Annotated in this window: 21 protein-coding genes; 16 read left to right on the top strand and 5 right to left on the bottom strand. The window is 69.7% G+C overall.

The features are described 5' to 3' along the window. The 4 genes from lptA to VNJ47_05715 all read right to left on the bottom strand — a co-directional run. Positions 1 to 432, bottom strand: a 432-nt coding sequence (gene lptA / locus VNJ47_05730) for a lipopolysaccharide transport periplasmic protein LptA (protein HXG28335.1), incomplete at its 3' end; no start/stop codon positions are given. Next, positions 422 to 985 carry an LPS export ABC transporter periplasmic protein LptC gene (lptC, locus tag VNJ47_05725; protein ID HXG28334.1) on the bottom strand — a complete coding sequence of 188 codons (564 nt, stop codon included), beginning with the start codon at positions 983 to 985 and terminating at the stop codon, positions 422 to 424. The genes lptC and lptA, both read right to left, overlap by 11 nt. A 4-nt stretch (positions 986 to 989) precedes the next feature. Continuing rightward, positions 990 to 1,505, bottom strand: a complete 516-nt coding sequence (locus VNJ47_05720) for an HAD-IIIA family hydrolase (GenBank protein HXG28333.1) — start codon at positions 1,503 to 1,505, stop codon at positions 990 to 992. Positions 1,506 to 1,507: 2 nt separating this feature from the next. Next, the gene (locus VNJ47_05715; GenBank protein ID HXG28332.1) at positions 1,508 to 2,479 is read right to left on the bottom strand and encodes a KpsF/GutQ family sugar-phosphate isomerase; all 972 of its coding nucleotides are present in this window, start codon (positions 2,477 to 2,479) and stop codon (positions 1,508 to 1,510) included. Positions 2,480 to 2,578: 99 nt separating this feature from the next. Between VNJ47_05715 and VNJ47_05710 the strand changes: the two genes are divergently transcribed. The 12 genes from VNJ47_05710 (at position 2,579) to VNJ47_05655 (ending at position 13,017) form a co-directional block, all read left to right on the top strand. Then, a complete protein-coding gene (locus VNJ47_05710) occupies positions 2,579 to 3,517 on the top strand; it encodes an ABC transporter ATP-binding protein (GenBank protein ID HXG28331.1) in 939 nt (312 codons plus the stop codon). Next, the gene (locus VNJ47_05705) at positions 3,514 to 4,275 is read left to right on the top strand and encodes an ABC transporter permease (protein ID HXG28330.1); all 762 of its coding nucleotides are present in this window, start codon (positions 3,514 to 3,516) and stop codon (positions 4,273 to 4,275) included. Before VNJ47_05710 ends, VNJ47_05705 begins: the two co-directional genes overlap by 4 nt. Before the next feature lie 244 nt (positions 4,276 to 4,519). Next, positions 4,520 to 4,768, top strand: a complete 249-nt coding sequence (locus VNJ47_05700; protein ID HXG28329.1) for a BolA/IbaG family iron-sulfur metabolism protein — start codon at positions 4,520 to 4,522, stop codon at positions 4,766 to 4,768. A 9-nt stretch (positions 4,769 to 4,777) separates the two neighbouring features. After that, positions 4,778 to 6,067, top strand: a complete 1,290-nt coding sequence (gene murA / locus VNJ47_05695; protein ID HXG28328.1) for a UDP-N-acetylglucosamine 1-carboxyvinyltransferase — start codon at positions 4,778 to 4,780, stop codon at positions 6,065 to 6,067. Positions 6,068 to 6,075: 8 nt separating this feature from the next. Then, positions 6,076 to 6,723: an ATP phosphoribosyltransferase gene (hisG, locus tag VNJ47_05690; GenBank protein ID HXG28327.1), complete on the top strand. Its 648-nt coding sequence runs from the start codon at positions 6,076 to 6,078 to the stop codon at positions 6,721 to 6,723. A 4-nt stretch (positions 6,724 to 6,727) separates the two neighbouring features. Next, on the top strand, positions 6,728 to 8,035 hold the full coding sequence (gene hisD, locus VNJ47_05685; protein HXG28326.1) for a histidinol dehydrogenase: 1,308 nt from the start codon (positions 6,728 to 6,730) through the stop codon (positions 8,033 to 8,035). Then, a complete protein-coding gene (gene hisC, locus VNJ47_05680) occupies positions 8,022 to 9,110 on the top strand; it encodes a histidinol-phosphate transaminase (protein HXG28325.1) in 1,089 nt (362 codons plus the stop codon). The genes hisD and hisC overlap by 14 nt, the downstream gene beginning before the upstream one ends. Positions 9,111 to 9,289: 179 nt before the next feature. Further along, positions 9,290 to 9,886 carry a ubiquinol-cytochrome c reductase iron-sulfur subunit gene (gene petA, locus VNJ47_05675; protein ID HXG28324.1) on the top strand — a complete coding sequence of 199 codons (597 nt, stop codon included), beginning with the start codon at positions 9,290 to 9,292 and terminating at the stop codon, positions 9,884 to 9,886. A 14-nt stretch (positions 9,887 to 9,900) separates the two neighbouring features. Further along, positions 9,901 to 11,160: a cytochrome bc complex cytochrome b subunit gene (locus VNJ47_05670; protein ID HXG28323.1), complete on the top strand. Its 1,260-nt coding sequence runs from the start codon at positions 9,901 to 9,903 to the stop codon at positions 11,158 to 11,160. Positions 11,161 to 11,171: 11 nt separating this feature from the next. Next, positions 11,172 to 11,906 carry a cytochrome c1 gene (locus tag VNJ47_05665; protein HXG28322.1) on the top strand — a complete coding sequence of 245 codons (735 nt, stop codon included), beginning with the start codon at positions 11,172 to 11,174 and terminating at the stop codon, positions 11,904 to 11,906. A gap of 43 nt (positions 11,907 to 11,949) precedes the next feature. Further along, entirely contained in the window at positions 11,950 to 12,579 is a 630-nt protein-coding gene (locus tag VNJ47_05660; protein HXG28321.1) for a glutathione S-transferase N-terminal domain-containing protein, read from the top strand. Positions 12,580 to 12,606: 27 nt separating this feature from the next. Then, on the top strand, positions 12,607 to 13,017 hold the full coding sequence (locus tag VNJ47_05655) for a ClpXP protease specificity-enhancing factor (GenBank protein HXG28320.1): 411 nt from the start codon (positions 12,607 to 12,609) through the stop codon (positions 13,015 to 13,017). Positions 13,018 to 13,194: 177 nt separating this feature from the next. Here the strand turns inward: VNJ47_05655 and rsmI are convergent, their stop codons facing one another. Further along, complete coding sequence (gene rsmI, locus VNJ47_05650) at positions 13,195 to 14,052, bottom strand: 16S rRNA (cytidine(1402)-2'-O)-methyltransferase (protein ID HXG28319.1); 858 nt, start codon at positions 14,050 to 14,052, stop codon at positions 13,195 to 13,197. A gap of 117 nt (positions 14,053 to 14,169) precedes the next feature. Here rsmI and VNJ47_05645 point away from each other — a divergent pair, with 117 nt between their 5' ends. From VNJ47_05645 to VNJ47_05630, 4 genes are all read left to right on the top strand, one after another. Then, a complete protein-coding gene (locus VNJ47_05645) occupies positions 14,170 to 16,077 on the top strand; it encodes a penicillin-binding protein activator (protein ID HXG28318.1) in 1,908 nt (635 codons plus the stop codon). Further along, positions 16,074 to 16,427 (top strand): YraN family protein, encoded by a 354-nt coding sequence (locus VNJ47_05640; protein HXG28317.1) that lies wholly within the window; start codon positions 16,074 to 16,076, stop codon positions 16,425 to 16,427. The genes VNJ47_05645 and VNJ47_05640 overlap by 4 nt, the downstream gene beginning before the upstream one ends. 11 nt (positions 16,428 to 16,438) lie before the next feature. Then, the gene (locus VNJ47_05635) at positions 16,439 to 17,038 is read left to right on the top strand and encodes a phosphoheptose isomerase (protein ID HXG28316.1); all 600 of its coding nucleotides are present in this window, start codon (positions 16,439 to 16,441) and stop codon (positions 17,036 to 17,038) included. Positions 17,039 to 17,040: 2 nt separating this feature from the next. Next, a partial coding sequence (locus tag VNJ47_05630) for an FAD-binding oxidoreductase (GenBank protein ID HXG28315.1) occupies positions 17,041 to 17,727 on the top strand: 687 nt, incomplete at its 3' end.

Raw genomic sequence — 17,727 nt, 5'->3', positions numbered from 1 at the left:
GTAACGGATGCTCTGACCGCTGACGCGGTCGCGACCACGCACGAACTCGGCGTTGCCCTGCAGGTCCAGGCTCTTGTCGCGCGAGCGGTAGTCGATGCGTTCGGCGCGGGCGTTGACCATCTCGCCGGTGTCGGTCGGCTGGCGCAGCACCGCCGGCTTGCCGCTGAGCACGGCGTGGATCTCGCCGCTGCGGCCGTCGCGGCGGATTTCCAGCCGCTCGCCCTGCATCTCCAGGTCGCCCTGTTTCAGGCTCACCCGCCCGCTGTACACGCTGACGCCGGTCTGCTCGGTGATCTCGGCGCGATCGGCCTCGATGCGGATCGGCTGGCGCGGCGCGGCCGTACTGCGCGCGCCGCCGGTCTGGGCCAAGAGGGGCGCGGCCGCCAGCAGCAGCGGCAGCCACAACAGCAACAGGCGGCGATCAGGGCGCATAGTGGCTTCGTACCTGGTTGAGCAGGGTGAGGTCGCGGTTCCGGAAGTCGGCCTGCATGCCGACCGCCCGGGTCTGGAACTCAGGACCCACGATGGTAACCGGATCGGCGGTGGTCAGGCGCCGATCCTTGATCGCGACAGTGAGTGTATCGGTGGTCAGCAGGGTGGCGCCCCCGGGGCCCTCGGTGCGCATGCGCACGTCCCCGCGCAGCAGCAGCTGCTCCCGGTGCCGGGAGATGAGCGCTTCCTCGGCCTCCAGCTGCCATACCCCTTCGCGCCCGCCGAGCGCCTCGATGCGTACCTTGGCCAGGCGCGAGGACATGTCGTTGTAGCGCAGCAGCTCGGCGGTATGCACGCGGTAACTCAGCCGTCCCTCCGCGTCCATCACTTCGATATCGGCGTCGCGCAGGTAGAAGTCGGCACGCGGCGGCGGCGTCTCCGGCAGCGCAGGCGGCGGCTGCACGCGGCTCAGCCAGCCGCCGGCCACCACGAAGATCATGACCGCCGCGCCGAGCAGCAGCCAGAACGCCCGCGACAGCACCAGCCGCGCCATGACCCTACCGGCGCCCGCGCGCGGCGATCAGCAGCTCGCAGGCCTCGCGCACCGCCCCGTCGCCGCCGTCGCGCGTGCTGACCCAGTCCGCAGCGGCGCGGATCTCCGGCACCGCGTTGCGCACGGCCAGGGCCAGGCCGGCCACGCGCATGGGCCCGAGGTCGGGCTCGTCGTCGCCCATATAGGCCACCTGGTGCGGCTCGAGGTTCAGTTCTTCCAACAGCGCGCAGAAGATCGCCAGCTTGTCGGCCGCGCCCATGAACACGTGCTCGACCCCGAGATCGGCCAGCCGCGCTTCGATCGCCTCCGAACGCCGGCCGCTGATCACCGCCACCTCGACGCCGGCGGCCATCAGGCGCTTGAGCCCGTGTCCGTCGTGGATGTGCACGGCCTTGAATTCCTGCCCGCCGGGGCCGACGTACAGCCGCCCGTCGGTCATCACCCCATCGACGTCGAACACCGCCAGCTCGATGCGCGCCGCCTTGCGGCGCAGGGCGGCCGGTGTTGGTTTGCGGGCCATGCTCAGACCACCCCGGCGCGCAGCAGGTCGTGCATGTTGAGCGCGCCGACGATGCGCTGCCGCTCGTCCACCACCACCAGTGCGTTGATCTTGTGCGTCTCCATCAGCCGCACCGCCTCGGCCGCCAGCACGTCGGCGCGGATCGTCTTGCAGTTGCGCGTCATGACCTCGGCGATGCGCGCGCTGCGCACGTCCACGTCGCGGTCCAGCGTGCGGCGCAGGTCGCCGTCGGTGAAGATGCCGAGCAGCCGGCCTTCGCCATCCGCCACCGCGGTCATGCCCAGGCGCTTGCGCGTCATTTCCAGCAGCGCCTCGCGCAGCGGCGTGTCGGGTCCGACCTGTGGGATGTCGGCGCCGGTGTGCATGATGTCGGAAACATGCAGCAGCAGGCGCCGGCCTAGGGCGCCGCCCGGATGCGAGAGCGCGAAATCGGCTTCGGTGAAGCCGCGCGCCTCGAGCAGCGCGATGGCCAGCGCATCGCCCATTACCAATGTCGCCGTCGTGCTGGCCGTGGGCGCCAGGTTCAACGGGCAGGCCTCCTGCGCCACGCTCACGTCGATGTGTACGTCGGCGGCCTTGGCCAGCGCGGAGTCCGACTTGCCGGTGAGCGCGATCAGCGCCACACCCAGGCGCTTGAGCATGGGCAACAGCACCAGGATCTCGCCGGTGGTGCCGGAATAGGAGATGGCCAGTACCACGTCCTTGGGCGTGATCATGCCGAGGTCGCCGTGGCTGGCCTCGCCCGGATGCACGAAGAACGCCGGCGTGCCGGTGCTGGCCAACGTGGCGGCGATCTTGCCGCCGATATGGCCCGACTTGCCCATGCCGAGCACCACCACGCGGCCCTGGCAGCCCAGCATCAGTTCGCAGGCGCGCACGAAGGCGTCGTCCACGCGCGCCGCCAGGGCGGCGACCGCGCGATTCTCGGTGTCGACGACCGCGCGGCCGAGTTTCTTGAGGCGTTCGGGGTCCATAGAGCCGCTTATGATAGCGCATGGTTCCGGCGGGCTTTTGCGGACCGGCCGGCCGCAGGGGCGACCGCGGGTGCCGGCGGCACTTTATAATGGCGCCGCTTGTCCGCCACCGACGCCAATCCGCCCGCCATCCGCATCGAGGACCTGCACAAGTCCTACGGCAGCCTGCAGGCCTTGCGCGGCGTCAGCTTCGACATCCGCCCGGGCGAATACTTCGGCCTGCTGGGGCCCAACGGCGCCGGCAAGTCCACCCTGATCAGCATCATCGCCGGCCTGGTGCGCGCCAGCCGCGGCCGCGTGGCGGTGCTGGGGCACGACGTGCTGGCCGACTGGCGCGCCGCGCGACTGAAGCTGGGCGTGGTGCCGCAGGAGCTGGTCTACGACCCGTTCTTCCCGGTGCGCGACATCCTGCGCCTGCAGGCCGGCTACTATGGCAAAGGCCGCGCGCAGTGGCCGTGGATCGAGCAGCTGCTGGAGGAGCTCGACCTCGCCGACAAGGCCGACGCCACCATCCGCCAGCTGTCCGGCGGCATGAAGCGGCGCGTGCTGATCGCGCAGGCGCTGGTGCACAAGCCGCCGGTGCTGATCCTGGACGAGCCGACCGCCGGCGTGGACGTGGAGCTGCGCCGCACGCTGTGGCAGTTCACGCGCCGGCTGCACGCCGAAGGGCATACCGTGGTGCTGACCACGCATTACCTCGAGGAGGCCGAGCAGCTGTGCGAGCGCATCGCCATCCTGCACCGTGGCGAGCTCAAGGCGCTGGAGGGCAAGCGCGCGTTGCTCGACCGGCACCCGTTCCGCTTCCTGCGCCTGCGCGTCGAAGGCGGCGCGCCACTGCCGGAGGCGGTGCGTGCGCTGCAGGTGGGGCAGGCCAACGGCGAGCTCGAGCTGCGCCTGCCGCGCGGCCATGGCATCGCCGCGGTGCTCGACGCGTTGCGCGATGCCGGCCTGCGCGTGCAGGACGTGCACTCGCGCGAGCCGACGCTGGAGGACGTGTTCGTCGGGCTCATCGGGCCCGGCAACGGGGAAGGCGCATGAACCTGCACGGCACCTGGACCCTGTTCGTGAAGGAGACGCGCCGCTTCCTGTCGGTGCTGGTGCAGACGGTGCTGACGCCGGTGGTGACGGCCCTGCTGTACCTGCTGGTGTTCGGCCACGTGATGGACGAGAACCTGCAGGTCTATGCCGGCGTCGGCTACACCGCCTTCCTGATTCCCGGCCTGATCATGATGAGCGTGATCCAGAACGCCTTCGCCAACACCTCCTCGTCGGTCACCCAGTCGAAGATGATGGGCAACCTGGTGTTCGTGCTGATGGCGCCGCTGTCGGCCTTCGAGCTGTTCGCGGCCTATATTTCTGCGGCCGTGCTGCGTGCGGCCATGGTGGCGGCGGGCCTGTACGCGCTCGGCTGGCTGGTCACGCCGCTGCCGGTGGCGCATCCGTTCTTCATGCTGGCGATGCTGGTGCTGGCCAGCGCCGCGCTGGGCGTGCTCGGCCTGATCGGCGGCATCGTGGCGGACAAGTTCGAGCACCTGTCGGCGTTCCAGAATTTCTTCATCGTGCCGCTGTCCTTCCTGAGCGGCGTGTTCTATTCGATCCACTCGCTGCCGCCGCTGTGGCGCGAGCTGTCCCACTACAACCCGTTCTTCTACATGATCGACGGCTTCCGCTACGGCTTCTTCGGCGTCGGCGACGCCGCGCCCTGGCTGAGCCTGGCGGTGGTGGGCGGCTTCACGCTGGCGGTGTCGGCCGTGTGCCTGGGCATGCTGCAGTCGGGCTACAAGCTCCGGCCATAGTCGCCAGCGACCTCAGCGAGCGGGGTGGGCTGCTTCCGCGAATGGCTCGCCTCACCGCCGCTTGGCTCGCCTCGCCATGTCTCGTCTCGCCGGCGCGGCGCCCCTGCGGGGCTCCGGTTCGGCTGCGCTTGATTTCGCTTCACCAGCCCACCCCGCTCGCTGCGGCCGCTGGCTATCCGGACAGCCGGCGGCCTCAACACGCGCCGCAGCGTATAATTCGCCGACTTTTGCCGCGGCGACTCCCATGGTTACCCCCGACCAGATCAAGCAACTCATCGAAGCCGGCCTGCCGGGCGCCGAAGCCCGGGTGGCGGGCGACGACGGCACGCACTTCGAGGCCATCGTCATCAGCCCCGATTTCGCCGGCCGGAGCATACTGGTTCAGCACCGCATGGTGTATGCGACACTGGGCGCGCGCATGGGCACCGACATCCACGCGCTGTCGCTGCGCACCCTGACGCCCGAACAGGCGGCGCAGCAGGGGCTGCGCTGAGGGCCTGACATGGAACAGCTCATCATCCGCGGCGGCCGGCCGCTCGACGGCGAGGTGCGCGCCTCCGGCGCCAAGAACGCCACGCTGCCGATCATGGCCGCCTGCCTGCTCACCGACGAGCCCTTGGTGATCCACAACGTCCCGCACCTGGAGGACGTCACGACCACCAACACGCTGCTGGCGCAGATGGGGGTGTCGGTCACCATTGGCGAGAAGATGGTGGTGGAAGCCAACGCGAGCACGATCAAGTCTTTCGTCGCACCCTACGACCTGGTCAAGACCATGCGCGCCTCGATCCTGGTGCTGGGGCCGCTGCTGGCGGCGCGCGGCGAGGCCGAGGTCGCGCTGCCAGGCGGCTGCGCCATCGGCGCCCGTCCCGTGGACATCCACCTGGCCGGCCTGGAGGCCATGGGCGCCGAGATCCGGGTGGAGGAGGGCTACATCCGCGCCAGGGCCAGGCGCCTGAAGGGTGCGCGGCTGGTGCATGAGACTGTCACTGTGACCGGTACCGAGAACCTGATGATGGCCGCGACCCTGGCCGAGGGCACGACCATCATCGAGAACGCCGCGCGCGAGCCCGAGGTCGTGGACCTGGCCAACTGTCTCAACAAGATGGGCGCTCGGGTGCAGGGCGCCGGCACCTCGGTACTGACCATCGAGGGCGTGAAAAAATTGCACGGTGCCGAGTACCGCGTGCTGCCGGATCGCATCGAGACCGGCACTTTCCTGGTGGCGGCGGCGATCACCCGCGGCCGCGTGCGCGTGCGCGAGACCTCGCCGCTGCTGCTGGAGGCCGTGCTGCTCAAGCTGCAGGAGGCGGGCGCCACCGTGACCAGCGGCGAGGACTGGATCGAGGTGGACATGCGCGGCCGCCGGCCGAAGGCGGTGGACATCCGCACCGCCCCGTACCCGGCCTTCCCGACCGACATGCAGGCGCAGTTCGTGGCGCTGGACACGGTGGCCCAGGGCACCGGCGCCATCACCGAGACCGTGTTCGAGAATCGCTTCATGCACGTGCTGGAGCTGCAGCGCATGGGCGCCCAGATCCGCATCGAAGGCAACACCGTGATCATCAAGGGCGTGGAGCGGCTGTCGGGCGCACCGGTGATGGCCACCGATCTGCGCGCCTCGGCCAGCCTGGTACTGGCCGGCCTGGCGGCCGAGGGCGAGACCACGGTGCAGCGCATCTATCACATCGACCGCGGTTACGAGGTGATCGAGGAGAAGCTCTCGCAGCTGGGCGCCAGCATCAAGCGCGAGCCGGTCAAAAAGAAACCCGCCGCCGCAGCCGCGGTCTGAAGCTACCCATGAGTACTGCGCCGCTGACCATCGCCGTGTCGAAGGGCCGCATCCTGCAGGATGCGCTGCCGCTCTTGGCGCGCGCCGGCATCGTCCCGCGCGAGAACCCGCTGCACAGCCGTCTGCTGCGTTTTGCCACCCATCGCCGGGACGTCGAACTCATCGTCATCCGCGCCGCCGACGTGCCCACCTTCGTGGAATACGGCGCCGCCGACTGCGGCATCGCCGGCAAGGACGTGCTGCTCGAGCACGGCGGCGAAAACCTGTACGAGCCGCTGGACTTGGGTATCGCGCGCTGCCGGCTGATGGTGGCGGGCCTGCCGGGCGCGCTCGAGGCCGCCGCCGGGCGGCGGCTGCGTGTCGCCACCAAGTATGTCGAGGTCACGCGCCGTTTCTTCGCGGCGCGCGGCCAGCAGGTCGAGCTGATCAAGCTGTACGGCTCGATGGAGCTGGCGCCGCTGGTCGGGCTGGCCGACCTGATCGTGGACCTGGTGGACACCGGCAAGACGCTCAAGGCCAATGGACTGGTGCAGATGGAAACCCTGCAGCCGATCAGCTCGCGCCTGATCGTCAACAAGGCGGCGATGAAGATGAAGCACGCGCGCCTGCAGGCGCTGATCGAGGCGCTGGCACGGGCGCGGCCGCAGGCCGCCTGAACCCATGATCCCGATCCAGCGCCTGTCCACTGCGGACCCCGGCTTCGAGGCCGCCTTCCGCCGGCTGACCGACTACGACCCGCAGGGCGACGCTGCGGTCGAATCCGCCGTGCGCGCGATTCTGGCCGAGGTGCGTGCGCGCGGCGATGCCGCGTTGCTGGACTACACGCACCGCTTCGATGGCCTCGAGGCCGGCAGCGTCGCCAGCCTGGAAGTGCCGGCCGCAAGGCTCAAGACTGCGTTGAACGAGATTACCCCCGCCGCGCGCCAGGCGCTGGAGGCCGCCGCGGCACGGTTGCGCGCCTATGCCGAGCGTCAGAAACTCGAGTCTTGGGAGTTCGCCGATGCGCAGGGCAACCGGCTCGGCCAGCGCGTGACGCCGCTGGACCGCGTCGGCGTGTACGTGCCGGGCGGCAAGGCCAGCTACCCCTCCTCGGTGCTGATGAACGTGATCCCGGCGCGCGTCGCCGGCGTGCGCGAGATCGTCATGACGGTACCGGCACCCAGGGGCGAGCTGAATCCGCTGGTGCTGGCGGCGGCCGCGATCGCCGGGGTGGACCGTGTGTTCACGCTCGGCGGCGCGCAGGCGGTGGCGGCGCTGGCCTATGGCACCGAAACCCTGCCGGCGGTGGACAAGATCGTCGGCCCGGGCAACGCCTATGTCGCCGCCGCCAAGCGTCTGGTGTTCGGCACGGTCGGCATCGACATGGTGGCCGGGCCCTCGGAAATCCTCGTGATCTGCGACGGGCAAACCCACCCGGACTGGATCGCCATGGACCTGTTCTCGCAGGCCGAGCACGACGAGACCGCGCAGGCGATCCTGCTGTCGCCGGACGCGGCCTTCCTGGACGCAGTGTCCGCGGGCATGTCCCGCCTGATTGCCGAGCTGCCGCGTGCCGACATCATCCGCCAGTCGCTGGCCGGCCGCGGCGCGCTGATCCGGGTGCGCGATCTCGACGAAGCCTGTGCACTGGCCAACCGCCTGGCGCCCGAGCACCTGGAGCTGTCGGTGGCGGCGCCGCAGGCGCTGCTGCCGCAGATCCGCCACGCCGGCGCGATCTTCCTGGGCCGCTACACGCCGGAGGCCTTCGGCGACTACTGCGCGGGCCCGAACCACGTGCTGCCGACCGGGCGCAGCGCGCGCTTCGCCTCGCCGCTGGGCGTGTACGACTTCCAGAAGCGCACGAGCCTGATCGAGGCCTCGCCCGCAGGCGCGGTCGAACTGGCCGCGATTGCCGCGACCCTGGCCGAAGGCGAGGGCCTGGCGGCGCACGCCCGTTCCGCGGACTATCGCCGGCATGGCAAGCCGTAGGCCACAAGACTGGGTGCGGCCGGAAGTCAGGGCGCTCGCGGCCTATCACGTGCCGGACAGCGCGGGGCTGATCAAGCTCGACGCGATGGAGAACCCCTACGGCTGGCCGCTCGAGCTGCTGCGCGACTGGCAGGCACAGCTGGCGTCGGCGGCGCTCAACCGCTACCCCGATCCACAGGCACGGGCGTTGAAGGCGCGGCTGCGCGAGGCGATGCGCATCCCGCCGCAGGCGGAGCTGCTGCTCGGCAATGGTTCCGACGAGATCATCCAGATGCTGGCGCTGGCCGTCGGCGGCCCGGGCCGCACGATCCTTACGCCCGAGCCCGGCTTCGTGATGTTCCGCATGATCGCCGCGCTCACCGGCACCGGCTTTGCCGGCGTGCCGCTGCGGACGCCGGATTTCTCCCTCGACCCCGAGACCATGCTCGCCGCCATCCGCCGGCACCGGCCGGCGCTGGTGTTCCTCGCCAGCCCCAACAATCCCACCGGCAACCGCTTCGAGGCGAGCGCGATGCGATCGGTCATCGAAGCCGCGCCGGGGCTGGTGGTGGTGGACGAGGCCTATTACCCGTTCTGCGACGGCGACTGCCTGGGCTGGCTGGCGGAGTATGACCACCTGCTGGTGATGCGCACGGTGTCGAAGCTGGGCCTGGCCGGATTGCGCCTGGGCCTGATTGCCGGGCGATCCGAGTGGCTGGGCGAGCTCGACAAGACCCGGCTGCCCTACAACATCAACGTGCTGACTCAGCTGTCTGCGGAATTCGCGCTGGCGCATGCCGAGGTCTTCGCCCGCCAGGCGCAGGCCATCCGCGCCGAGCGCGCTGTGCTGGCGCAGGCGCTCGCCCGCCTGCCGGGGCTGACGGTGTACCCGAGCCAGGCCAATTTCATCCTGTTCCGCGTGCCGGACGGCCAGGCGGGCCGCATCCACGCGACACTGAAGGCCGCCGGCGTGCTGATCAAGAATCTGGACGGCAGCCACCCCCTGCTGGCCGGCTGCCTGCGGGTCACGGTCGGCCAGCCGGCGGAGAACACCGCCTTCCTGGCGGCCCTCGAAAGCGCGCAACTGCAGTCCTGACGGGCTTTTTTGGGCATGGGGCTAGCCGCCCGCCGCGGCCAACGGATATACTTTTCCCGGGAGTATGGCTGGAGCGTTCGTCTCCAGTCCGACCAACCGTTTTTCCCGGGCCGCAGCCTCGCGGCCCATCCCCAAGGCCTGGCCGATGGGGCCTCGTAATCCGGAGAGGAGCACCGTAAATGAGCGAGACAGTCGTTGACGCGGGCAAGCGGCGCTTTCTGACCCTTGCCACCAGCGTCGTCGGCGGTATTGGCGCCGCGTTCTGGGCCATCCCGTACATCGCCTCCTGGCGCCCGAGCGCCAAGGCCAAGGCCGCCGGCGCCCCGGTCGAGGCCGACATCAGCGCCCTCAAGGACGGCGAGATGATGACCGTGGCCTGGCGCGGCAAGCCGGTCTGGATCGTCAAGCGCAGCAAGGAAATGCTGGACAATCTGGCGCAGGTGCCACCCGAGGAGCTGCGCGATCCGAACTCCGAGGAGAAGCAGCAGCCCGACTACATCACCGGCCCGACCCGCTCGCAGCGGCCCGAGGTGCTGGTCATGGTCGGCAGCTGCACCCATCTGGGCTGCTCGCCGCTGTTCCGGCCCGAGACCCCGGCGCCGGACATCGACAAGAACTGGAAGGGCGGCTTCTTCTGTCCCTGCCATGGTTCGCGCTTCGACCTGGCCGGGCGCGTGTACAAGAATGTGCCCGCGCCGACCAACCTGAAGGTGCCGCCCTACCGCTTCGAGGGCGAGACCGTCGTCGTCATCGGCGAAGACCCGGTCAAGGCTTGAGGGGAAACTGACACATGGCCATCACGCCCAACCCGTACAAGACCACCGGCTTTCTCGGCTGGATCGACGACCGCTTCCCGCTGACCAAGCTGTGGAAGGACCACGTCGCCGAGTACTACGCGCCGAAGAACTTCAACTTCTGGTACTACTTCGGTTCGCTGGCGCTGCTGGTGCTGGTCAACCAGCTGCTCACCGGCATCTGGCTGGCCATGTTCTTCAAGCCCGACGCGAACCTGGCCTTCGACTCGGTCGAGTACATCATGCGCGACGTCGAGTGGGGCTGGCTGATCCGCTACATGCACTCGACCGGCGCCTCGGCCTTCTTCGTGGTCGTGTTCCTGCACATGTACCGTGCGCTGCTGTACGGCTCGCACCGCAAGCCGCGCGAACTGATCTGGATCTTCGGCTGCCTGATCTTCCTCTGCCTCATGGCCGAGGCCTTCCTGGGCTACGTGCTGCCCTGGGGCCAGATGTCCTACTGGGGCGCGCAGGTGATCATTTCGCTGTTCGGCGCCATCCCCGTGATCGGCGAGGACCTGGTGATCTGGATCCAGGGTGACTACTTCATCGCCGACGCCACCATCAACCGCTTCGCGGCACTGCACTTCGTCGCCATTCCCTTCCTGCTGGTCGGGCTGGTGATCGCGCATCTGATGGCGCTGCACGAGGTGGGCTCGAACAACCCGGACGGTATCGAGATCAAGAAAAAGAAGGGCGCCGACGGCGTGCCGCTGGACGGCATTCCGTTCCATCCCTATTACACGGTCAAGGACCTGTTCGGCGTGGGCGTGTTCCTGATCCTGGCCGCGTTCGTGGTGTTCTTCCTGCCGGATTTCTTCGGCTACTTCCTGGAGAAGCCCAATTTCGAGCCGGCCAATCCGCTGGCCACGCCCGAGCACATCGCGCCGGTGTGGTACTTCACGCCGCAGTACGCGATGCTGCGCGCGGTGACGGTCAACTTCCTGTGGATCGACGCCAAGTTCTGGGGCGTGGTGATCCTGGCGGGTTCCGTCCTGATCCTGTTCTTCCTGCCCTGGCTGGACAAGAGCCCGGTGAAGTCCATCCGTTACCGCGGCCCGTACTACAAGACCGCGCTGGCGCTGTTCACGATCAGCTTCCTGATCCTGGGCTATCTCGGCACGCAGCCGCCGGGCGGGCTCAAGACGCTGATCGCGCAGGTCTGCACCTTCATCTACTTCGCGTTCTTCATCCTGATGCCCTGGTATACCCGGATCGACCCGGTCAAGCCGGAGCCGGAGAGGGTCACCGAATGAGCTCCACAAAAATGAAAACCGGCATTCGCATCCTGCTGCTGGCCCTGCTGCCGGGCGCGGCGCTGGCCGCCGGCGGCGTCAAGCCGCCGTACAGCTTCAAACCGGACCTCGGCAACGAGGCCTCGTTGCAGCGCGGCGCGGCGGCTTACATGAACTACTGCGTCGGCTGCCACTCGATGAAGTACGTACGCTTCAACCGCCTGGCTGAGGATCTCGGCATTCCGGAGGACCTGGTGATGAAGCACCTGGCGCCGGCCGGCGCGCGCCCCGGCGACACCATCCAGACCACGCTGCCGGCGGACAAGTCGGCGGTGTGGTTCGGCCGCGCACCGCCGGACCTGACGCTGACCGCGCGCTCGCGCGGCGACGACTGGCTGTACAGCTACCTTTTGACCTTCTACGTCGATGAGACCAGGCCCAGTGGTGTCAACAACCTGATGCTGCCGGGCCTGTCCATGCCGCACGTGCTGGGCGCGCTGCAGGGCTACCAGAAACGGGTCGAGCCGAAAGAGGGCGAGGCGGGCGGCCACGGCAAGGGCCCGCAGTTCGAGCTGGTGCAGCCGGGCAGTCTGACGCCGAAGGAGTACCGTGAGTTCGTTGGTGACCTGACCAACTTCATGGTGTATGCCGCCGAGCCGGCGCGCATGGTGCGCTACGGCCTGGGCGTGAAGGTGATCCTGTTCCTGCTGGTCTTCACCGCGCTGGCCTGGCTGCTCAAGCGCGAATACTGGAAGGACGTGCACTGACGGCGCGCCCGGCCGGCAACGGCCGGGCACACCGCGAACCGCCATGGCCATCGTCGCCAACCGCCGCTCCCAGATGATGCTGTTCGCGCGTCCGCACGACGCGCAGAGCCAGCGCGTGCGCCTGGTGCTCGAGGAAAAGGGCATCGCCAACATCGAGATCATCGAGCTCAAGCCGGGTGAGACCAGCGAGGATCTGCTCGACCTCAACCCGTACAACACGCTGCCCACGCTGGTGGACCGCGAGCTGGTGCTGTACGAGCCGCGCATCATCATGGAGTATCTCGACGAGCGCTTCCCGCACCCGCCGCTGATGCCGGTCGATCCCGTCACGCGCGCGCGCTTCCGTCTGGCGCTGTACCGTATCGAGCAGGACATCTACCGGCTGCTGCCCGTGCTCGAGGACGGCAGCGCCAATGATCTGCGGCGTGCGCGCAAGGAGCTGCGCGACAACCTGATGAGCGTGGTCGACATCTTCAGCGCCAAGCCCTACTTCCTCAGCGACGAATACTCGCTGGTGGACTGCACGCTGGCGCCGGTGCTGTGGCGGCTGGAGCACTACGGGGTGGAGCTGCCCAAGCAGGGTGCGCCGATCCTGCGTTACGCCAAGCGCCTGCATGAGCGCCGCCTGACCCGCCGCACGCTCAGCGACGACGACGGCGACATGGGCGACTGAGCCCTCACGACCCCCACCGGCCCCATCATGGCCGTCAGCTCACGCCGACCCTACCTGATCCGCGCCATGGTGGACTGGGCCATCGACAACGGCCTGACCCCGCACATCGTGGTCGCTGCCGATGCGCCTGGCGTCGAAGTGCCGCGCCAGTACGCGCAGGACGGCAAGATCACCCTCAACATCAGCCCGCGCGCCGCGCAGGGCCTGCTCATCGAGGCGGACGGCATCCGCTTCAACGCCCGCTTCGGCGGGCAGCCCTGGCAGGTCCGTGTCCCGCCCGGGGCGGTGCTGGCGGTGTATGCGCGCGAGAACGGCGAGGGCATCGTGTTCGGCGAGGTCGAGGCTGCCAGCGCCGCGCCACCCGAGTCGCCGCCGCCGGCACCCGCGCCCGGTGCGCCACCCAAGCGCGGCCGGCCGCAGCTCAAGATTGTGAAATGACCCATCAGCACAGCGGCAGGCGAAGCCCCGGCATGGCCCTTTTCAGAGACGCAAAAGCGCCATTCATGTCGTGCTCGGACGGCGACATCCCTGTCGCCGTACGCTCTGAAAAGGGCCATGCCGGGGCCGAAGCCATAGACCAGCGGCTTAGCGTTCTTCAACGGCCATTCAGGGCGGTCAGGATTTCTGCGCCTGCAGCTGCAGCGCCCGTTCGTACAACGCATTCTTCTTGAGTCCGCTCAGGCCCGCCGCCACGCGCGCCGCCTCGCTCACGCTCATGGCGCCAAGCAGGGCCTTGAGCAAGTCGTCCACGGTCACGGTGATCTGATCCGCATGACGCTGCTCGGGAGCGCCGGCGATCAGCAGCACGAACTCGCCCAGGCTGCGGTCGGCGTCGGCCGCCAGCCAGTCGCGCAATTCGGCGGCGGTGCCGGCCACGACCTGCTCGTGGATCTTGGTCAGCTCGCGCGCCAGCGCCAGGCGCCGTTCGCCGCCGAGCGCGGCGACGACATCGTCCAGCGCCTCGGCGATGCGGTGGCTGGACTCGTAACAGACCACGGTGCGGGTTTCGCGCGCGAAGCCTTCCAGCACCCGGCGCCGCGCCGCCGGCTTGTGCGGCAGGAAGCCTTCGAACACGAAGCGGTCGGCCGGCAGGCCCGCGACCGACAGCGCTGCCACCAGCGCCGAGGGGCCCGGCACCGCATAGACCGGCAGGCCGGCGGCGCGTGCCGCGCGCACCAGCTCGAAGCCGGGATCGCTCAGCAGCGGCGTGCCGGCGTCCGAGATCAGCGCGATGCTCTGGCCGCGCTGCAGACGCTCGAGCAGCTCCACCGTCTGCGCGCTTTCGTTGTGCTGGTGCAGCGAGACCATGCGCGTGTGCAGGCCCAAGTGCTGCAGCAGCCTGGCGCTGTGGCGCGTGTCTTCGGCCGCGATCAGGTCCACTTCGCCCAGGATGCGCCGGGCGCGCGCGGAGAGGTCCTCGAGGTTGCCGATCGGGGTGGCGACTACGTACAGGCATCCGCTGGGGTGGCTCATGGGTACGGCACCGGAATCGATCGGTTATCATAAAGCTCGCGCGTGCTGTACTGTCAGACCATGCAACTTCCGCCACGACCCCGGCCGGACTTCCGGGTGCGACGGGCGGTGCTCGAAGTGGGTCTCGTCCTGCTGCTGGCTGCGGCTGCGCCCTGGGCCACCGCGGCGCCGCCGCGCACTGCGGCCCAGGTCGAAGCCGACGAACGCTACGCCGATGGCGACTATGCCGGGGCGGCAGAGATTTACCTGCAGGCCGCCACGCTGGTGCCGCCACCCGATCGCACGCCGCTGCTGATCCGCGCGGCCGAGGCGGCGCTGCGCGCGGAGCGCCGCGATCTGGCTTCGCAGACCCTGCAGAAAATCGATGCCAGCCAGCTCACGCCGGCCGAGCGCTTGCGCGCGGATCTGCTGCTGGCCAGTCTCGGGCGGCTGCCCGGCGGCCCGCCGGACTGGTTGCAGCGGCTGCCCCCGCCGGGCAAGGATGCGGACGCGGATCTGGCCGAACGCCTGCTGGCGGTGCGTGCCGAGGCTTACCTGCGCCAGGGCGAGGTGGTGGAAGCGGTACGCACCTTGGTACAGCGCGAGAGCTGGCTCGAGCGGCGTGAGGCGCGCGTACGCAACCAGGCCCAGATCTGGAATGCGCTGCGCACGGCGCCGTCGATCGGCACGCAACACCAGACGCGTAACGACCTGGACAGCGTGACGCGCGGCTGGCTGGAGCTGGCCATGCTGCAGCGCGCCGTCTGGAGCGACCCGGCCGAGCGTGCCGACGCGCTCGATGCCTGGGAATGGCGCTATCCCGACCATCCCGCGGCCGATACCGTGCTGGACCTGGTGCGCGGTGAATCGCGTGCCATCGCACAGGCCCAGGCCGCGACACCCGCCGCCGCGGAACCCGTGCCGCTGCCGGCCAGCCTGCAAACCACCGCGAGCGTCGCGCCTGCCGGGCCGGTACGGGTCGTGGCGCTGATCCTGCCGCTGAGCGGCGCCCTGGCCGGGGCGGGGCGCGCCGTGCGCGATGGTTTCCTGGCCGCCTGGTTCGAGCAGCCGACGCCGCGGCCGCGCGTGCGGGTGTACGACGGCGGCAGCAGTCCCGATCGCGTGCTCGCCGTCTATGAGCGCGCACTGGCCGCGGGGGCCGACCTCGTGGTGGGCCCGCTGTCCAAGGAGGCGGTGGCGACACTGGCCCGCATGGTCACGCCGACGCGGCCTTTGTTGGCACTGAATTATCTGGAACCCGGCCAGCCGGCGCCGGCCAATTTCTACCAGTTCGGCTTGGCGCCGGAGGACGAGGCGCGCCAGGCGGCGGACCGCGCCCTGGCCGACGGCCACCGGCGGGCGGTGGCGCTGGTGCCGGAGGGCGACTGGGGCCGCCGCACGCTGGAGGCCTTCCGCGAGCGCTTCGAGGGCCAGGGCGGCAGCCTGCTCGATGTACAGACATTTGCACCGGGCCTGCAGGATTTTTCCGAGCCGGTCCGGCGCCTGCTCAAGCTCGAGGACAGCGCGCAGCGCAAGCAGGCGCTGGATGCGGTGCTGGGTGCCGGGGTGCAATTCTCCGCCAGCCCCGGCGATCTGCCGGATTTCGTGTTCATCGCCGCGCAGCCGCAGCAGGCGCGGCTGATCCGGCCGCAGTTCCGTTTCCTCGGCGCCGGGCAGCTGCCGCTGTATGCCACCTCGCTGGTGTACGAGGGCTCGGCTGCGCCGGCGCGTGACGCCGATCTCGAGGACATCCGCTTCTGTGACATGCCCTTCCTGCTGGCAACCGGCGAGGAGGCCGCGCCGCGCGAACGCATCCGCGGCCTGTGGCCGGAAACCTATCCCCGCCATCCGCGGCTGTACGCCTTCGGGTTCGACGCCGCGCGCCTGGCGCTGCGTCTGGGCGAAGGCGGCGGCCGGGACTACAGCGGCGTCACCGGGCACTTGCGCCTGAGCGAAGACGGCCGCGTGCGCCGCAGCCTGCTGTGGGCGGAATTCCGCGGCGGCCGCGCGCGGCTGCTCGACGGGGTCGCCGCCGCCACCCCATGAACGACCGCGGCAGGGACGCCGAAGACCGGGCCTGTGAATACCTGCGGCAGCAGGGCCTGCGGCTGCTGCAGCGCAACTTCCGCACCCGCCGCGGCGAACTCGATCTGGTGCTGATGGACGGCGCGACCGTGGTGGTGGCCGAGGTGCGCCGCCGCGGACATGCCGCCTACGGCGGCGCGCTGGCCAGCATCGATGCGCGCAAGCGCGAGCGCATCGTCCAGGCCACCCGCCTGCTGCTGGCGCAGCGGCCGGCACTGGCCGGGCGCCCGCTGCGTTTCGACGTGATTGCGATCGAGCCGACGGGTAAACTGCACTGGATTCGCGGCGCCTTCGACGCCGGGGGTTTTTAGGACAGCCGAACATGAGCCAATCCAAGCTTGAAACCCGCATCCAGCAGCATTTCGCCGAGAGCCTCAAGGCCAAGCAGGACACGCTGGCGCGCTGCGTGCCGGCGCTGACCGCGGCCGGCCGGCTGATGGCCGAGCGCCTGCGCGCCGGCCACAAGATCCTGTCCTGCGGCAACGGCGGCTCGGCCGGCGACGCCCAGCATCTGTCCTCGGAGCTGCTCAACCGCTTCGAGCGCGAGCGCCCCTCGCTGGCCGGCATCGCGCTGTCCACCGACACCGGCACGCTGACCTCGATCGCCAACGACTACAGCTACGAGGAGGTGTTCGCCAAGCAGGTGCGGGCACTCGGCCGGCCGGGCGATATCCTGGTCGGCATCACCACCTCGGGCAACTCGCCCAACGTGCTGCGCGCGGTCGAGGCGGCGCACCAACTCGGCATGACCGTCCTCGCGCTGACCGGGCGCGACGGCGGCAAGCTGGCGCCGCTGCTGCGCGGCGACGACATCGAACTGCGTGCCGCGCACAGCGTCACCGCGCGCATCCAGGAAGTGCACCTGGTATTCATCCACTGCCTGTGCGATCTCATCGACGAGATCCTCTATCCCGCGGGATAGCGATGGCCGGGCGCAGCCTCGACGCCGAATGCCTGGCCGGGCTGCGCACCACGGTCGGCGCCGTTAATGTCCTGACCGACCCCGCCGACCGGCTGCCCTACGGCTACGACAACAGCCGGCGCCTCGCGCTGCCGGACGCGGTCGTGTTCGCACAGACCGCGGATGAAGTGCGCGACGTGGTACGCCTGTGCAACCGCCACCGTCAGCCGCTGGTGGCACGCGGGCGCGGCACCAACACCACCGGCGCGACGGTGCCGGTGCAGGGCGGGGTGGTGCTATCGCTCGAGCGCATGAACCGGATTCTGGACATCCGTCCCGCGGACCGCCTGGCCGTGGTCGAGCCCGGCGTGACCAATGCCGAGCTGCAGGCGGCGCTGGCCGCGCACGGCCTGTTCTGGCCGCCGGACCCCAGCAGCGCGGCGTACGCGACGGTCGGCGGCAACCTGGCCTGCAATGCCGCCGGCCCGCAGGCCGTGAAGTACGGCACGCCGCGCGAGAACACCCTGGGCCTGCGCGCCGTCACCGGCGCCGGCGAGGACATCCGTACCGGCGTGCTCACCACCAAGGGCGTGGTCGGCTATGACCTGACACGCCTTTTGATCGGCTCGGAAGGCACACTGGCCGTCATCACCGAGGCCACGCTCAGGCTCACGCCGACGCCGGCCGCGAAGCGTACGCTGCGCGCCTTG

It is taken from the genome of Nevskiales bacterium, from assembly GCA_035574475.1.
Lineage (GTDB): Bacteria > Pseudomonadota > Gammaproteobacteria > Nevskiales > DATLYR01 > DATLYR01.
This window is presented reverse-complemented; position numbering and strand designations above follow the sequence as displayed.

Bases quoted from the DNA above. Each gene is read 5' to 3' on its own strand.
- lptC (HXG28334.1), bottom strand. From the start codon at position 985: ATGGCGCGGCTGGTGCTGTCGCGGGCGTTCTGGCTGCTGCTCGGCGCG.
- VNJ47_05720 (HXG28333.1), bottom strand. From the start codon at position 1,505: ATGGCCCGCAAACCAACACCGGCCGCCCTGCGCCGCAAGGCGGCGCGC.
- VNJ47_05715 (HXG28332.1), bottom strand. From the start codon at position 2,479: ATGGACCCCGAACGCCTCAAGAAACTCGGCCGCGCGGTCGTCGACACC.
- VNJ47_05705 (HXG28330.1), top strand. From the start codon at position 3,514: ATGAACCTGCACGGCACCTGGACCCTGTTCGTGAAGGAGACGCGCCGC.
- VNJ47_05700 (HXG28329.1), top strand. From the start codon at position 4,520: ATGGTTACCCCCGACCAGATCAAGCAACTCATCGAAGCCGGCCTGCCG.
- murA (HXG28328.1), top strand. From the start codon at position 4,778: ATGGAACAGCTCATCATCCGCGGCGGCCGGCCGCTCGACGGCGAGGTG.
- hisG (HXG28327.1), top strand. From the start codon at position 6,076: ATGAGTACTGCGCCGCTGACCATCGCCGTGTCGAAGGGCCGCATCCTG.
- hisD (HXG28326.1), top strand. From the start codon at position 6,728: ATGATCCCGATCCAGCGCCTGTCCACTGCGGACCCCGGCTTCGAGGCC.
- hisC (HXG28325.1), top strand. From the start codon at position 8,022: ATGGCAAGCCGTAGGCCACAAGACTGGGTGCGGCCGGAAGTCAGGGCG.
- petA (HXG28324.1), top strand. From the start codon at position 9,290: ATGAGCGAGACAGTCGTTGACGCGGGCAAGCGGCGCTTTCTGACCCTT.
- VNJ47_05670 (HXG28323.1), top strand. From the start codon at position 9,901: ATGGCCATCACGCCCAACCCGTACAAGACCACCGGCTTTCTCGGCTGG.
- VNJ47_05665 (HXG28322.1), top strand. From the start codon at position 11,172: ATGAAAACCGGCATTCGCATCCTGCTGCTGGCCCTGCTGCCGGGCGCG.
- VNJ47_05660 (HXG28321.1), top strand. From the start codon at position 11,950: ATGGCCATCGTCGCCAACCGCCGCTCCCAGATGATGCTGTTCGCGCGT.
- VNJ47_05655 (HXG28320.1), top strand. From the start codon at position 12,607: ATGGCCGTCAGCTCACGCCGACCCTACCTGATCCGCGCCATGGTGGAC.
- rsmI (HXG28319.1), bottom strand. From the start codon at position 14,052: ATGAGCCACCCCAGCGGATGCCTGTACGTAGTCGCCACCCCGATCGGC.
- VNJ47_05640 (HXG28317.1), top strand. From the start codon at position 16,074: ATGAACGACCGCGGCAGGGACGCCGAAGACCGGGCCTGTGAATACCTG.
- VNJ47_05635 (HXG28316.1), top strand. From the start codon at position 16,439: ATGAGCCAATCCAAGCTTGAAACCCGCATCCAGCAGCATTTCGCCGAG.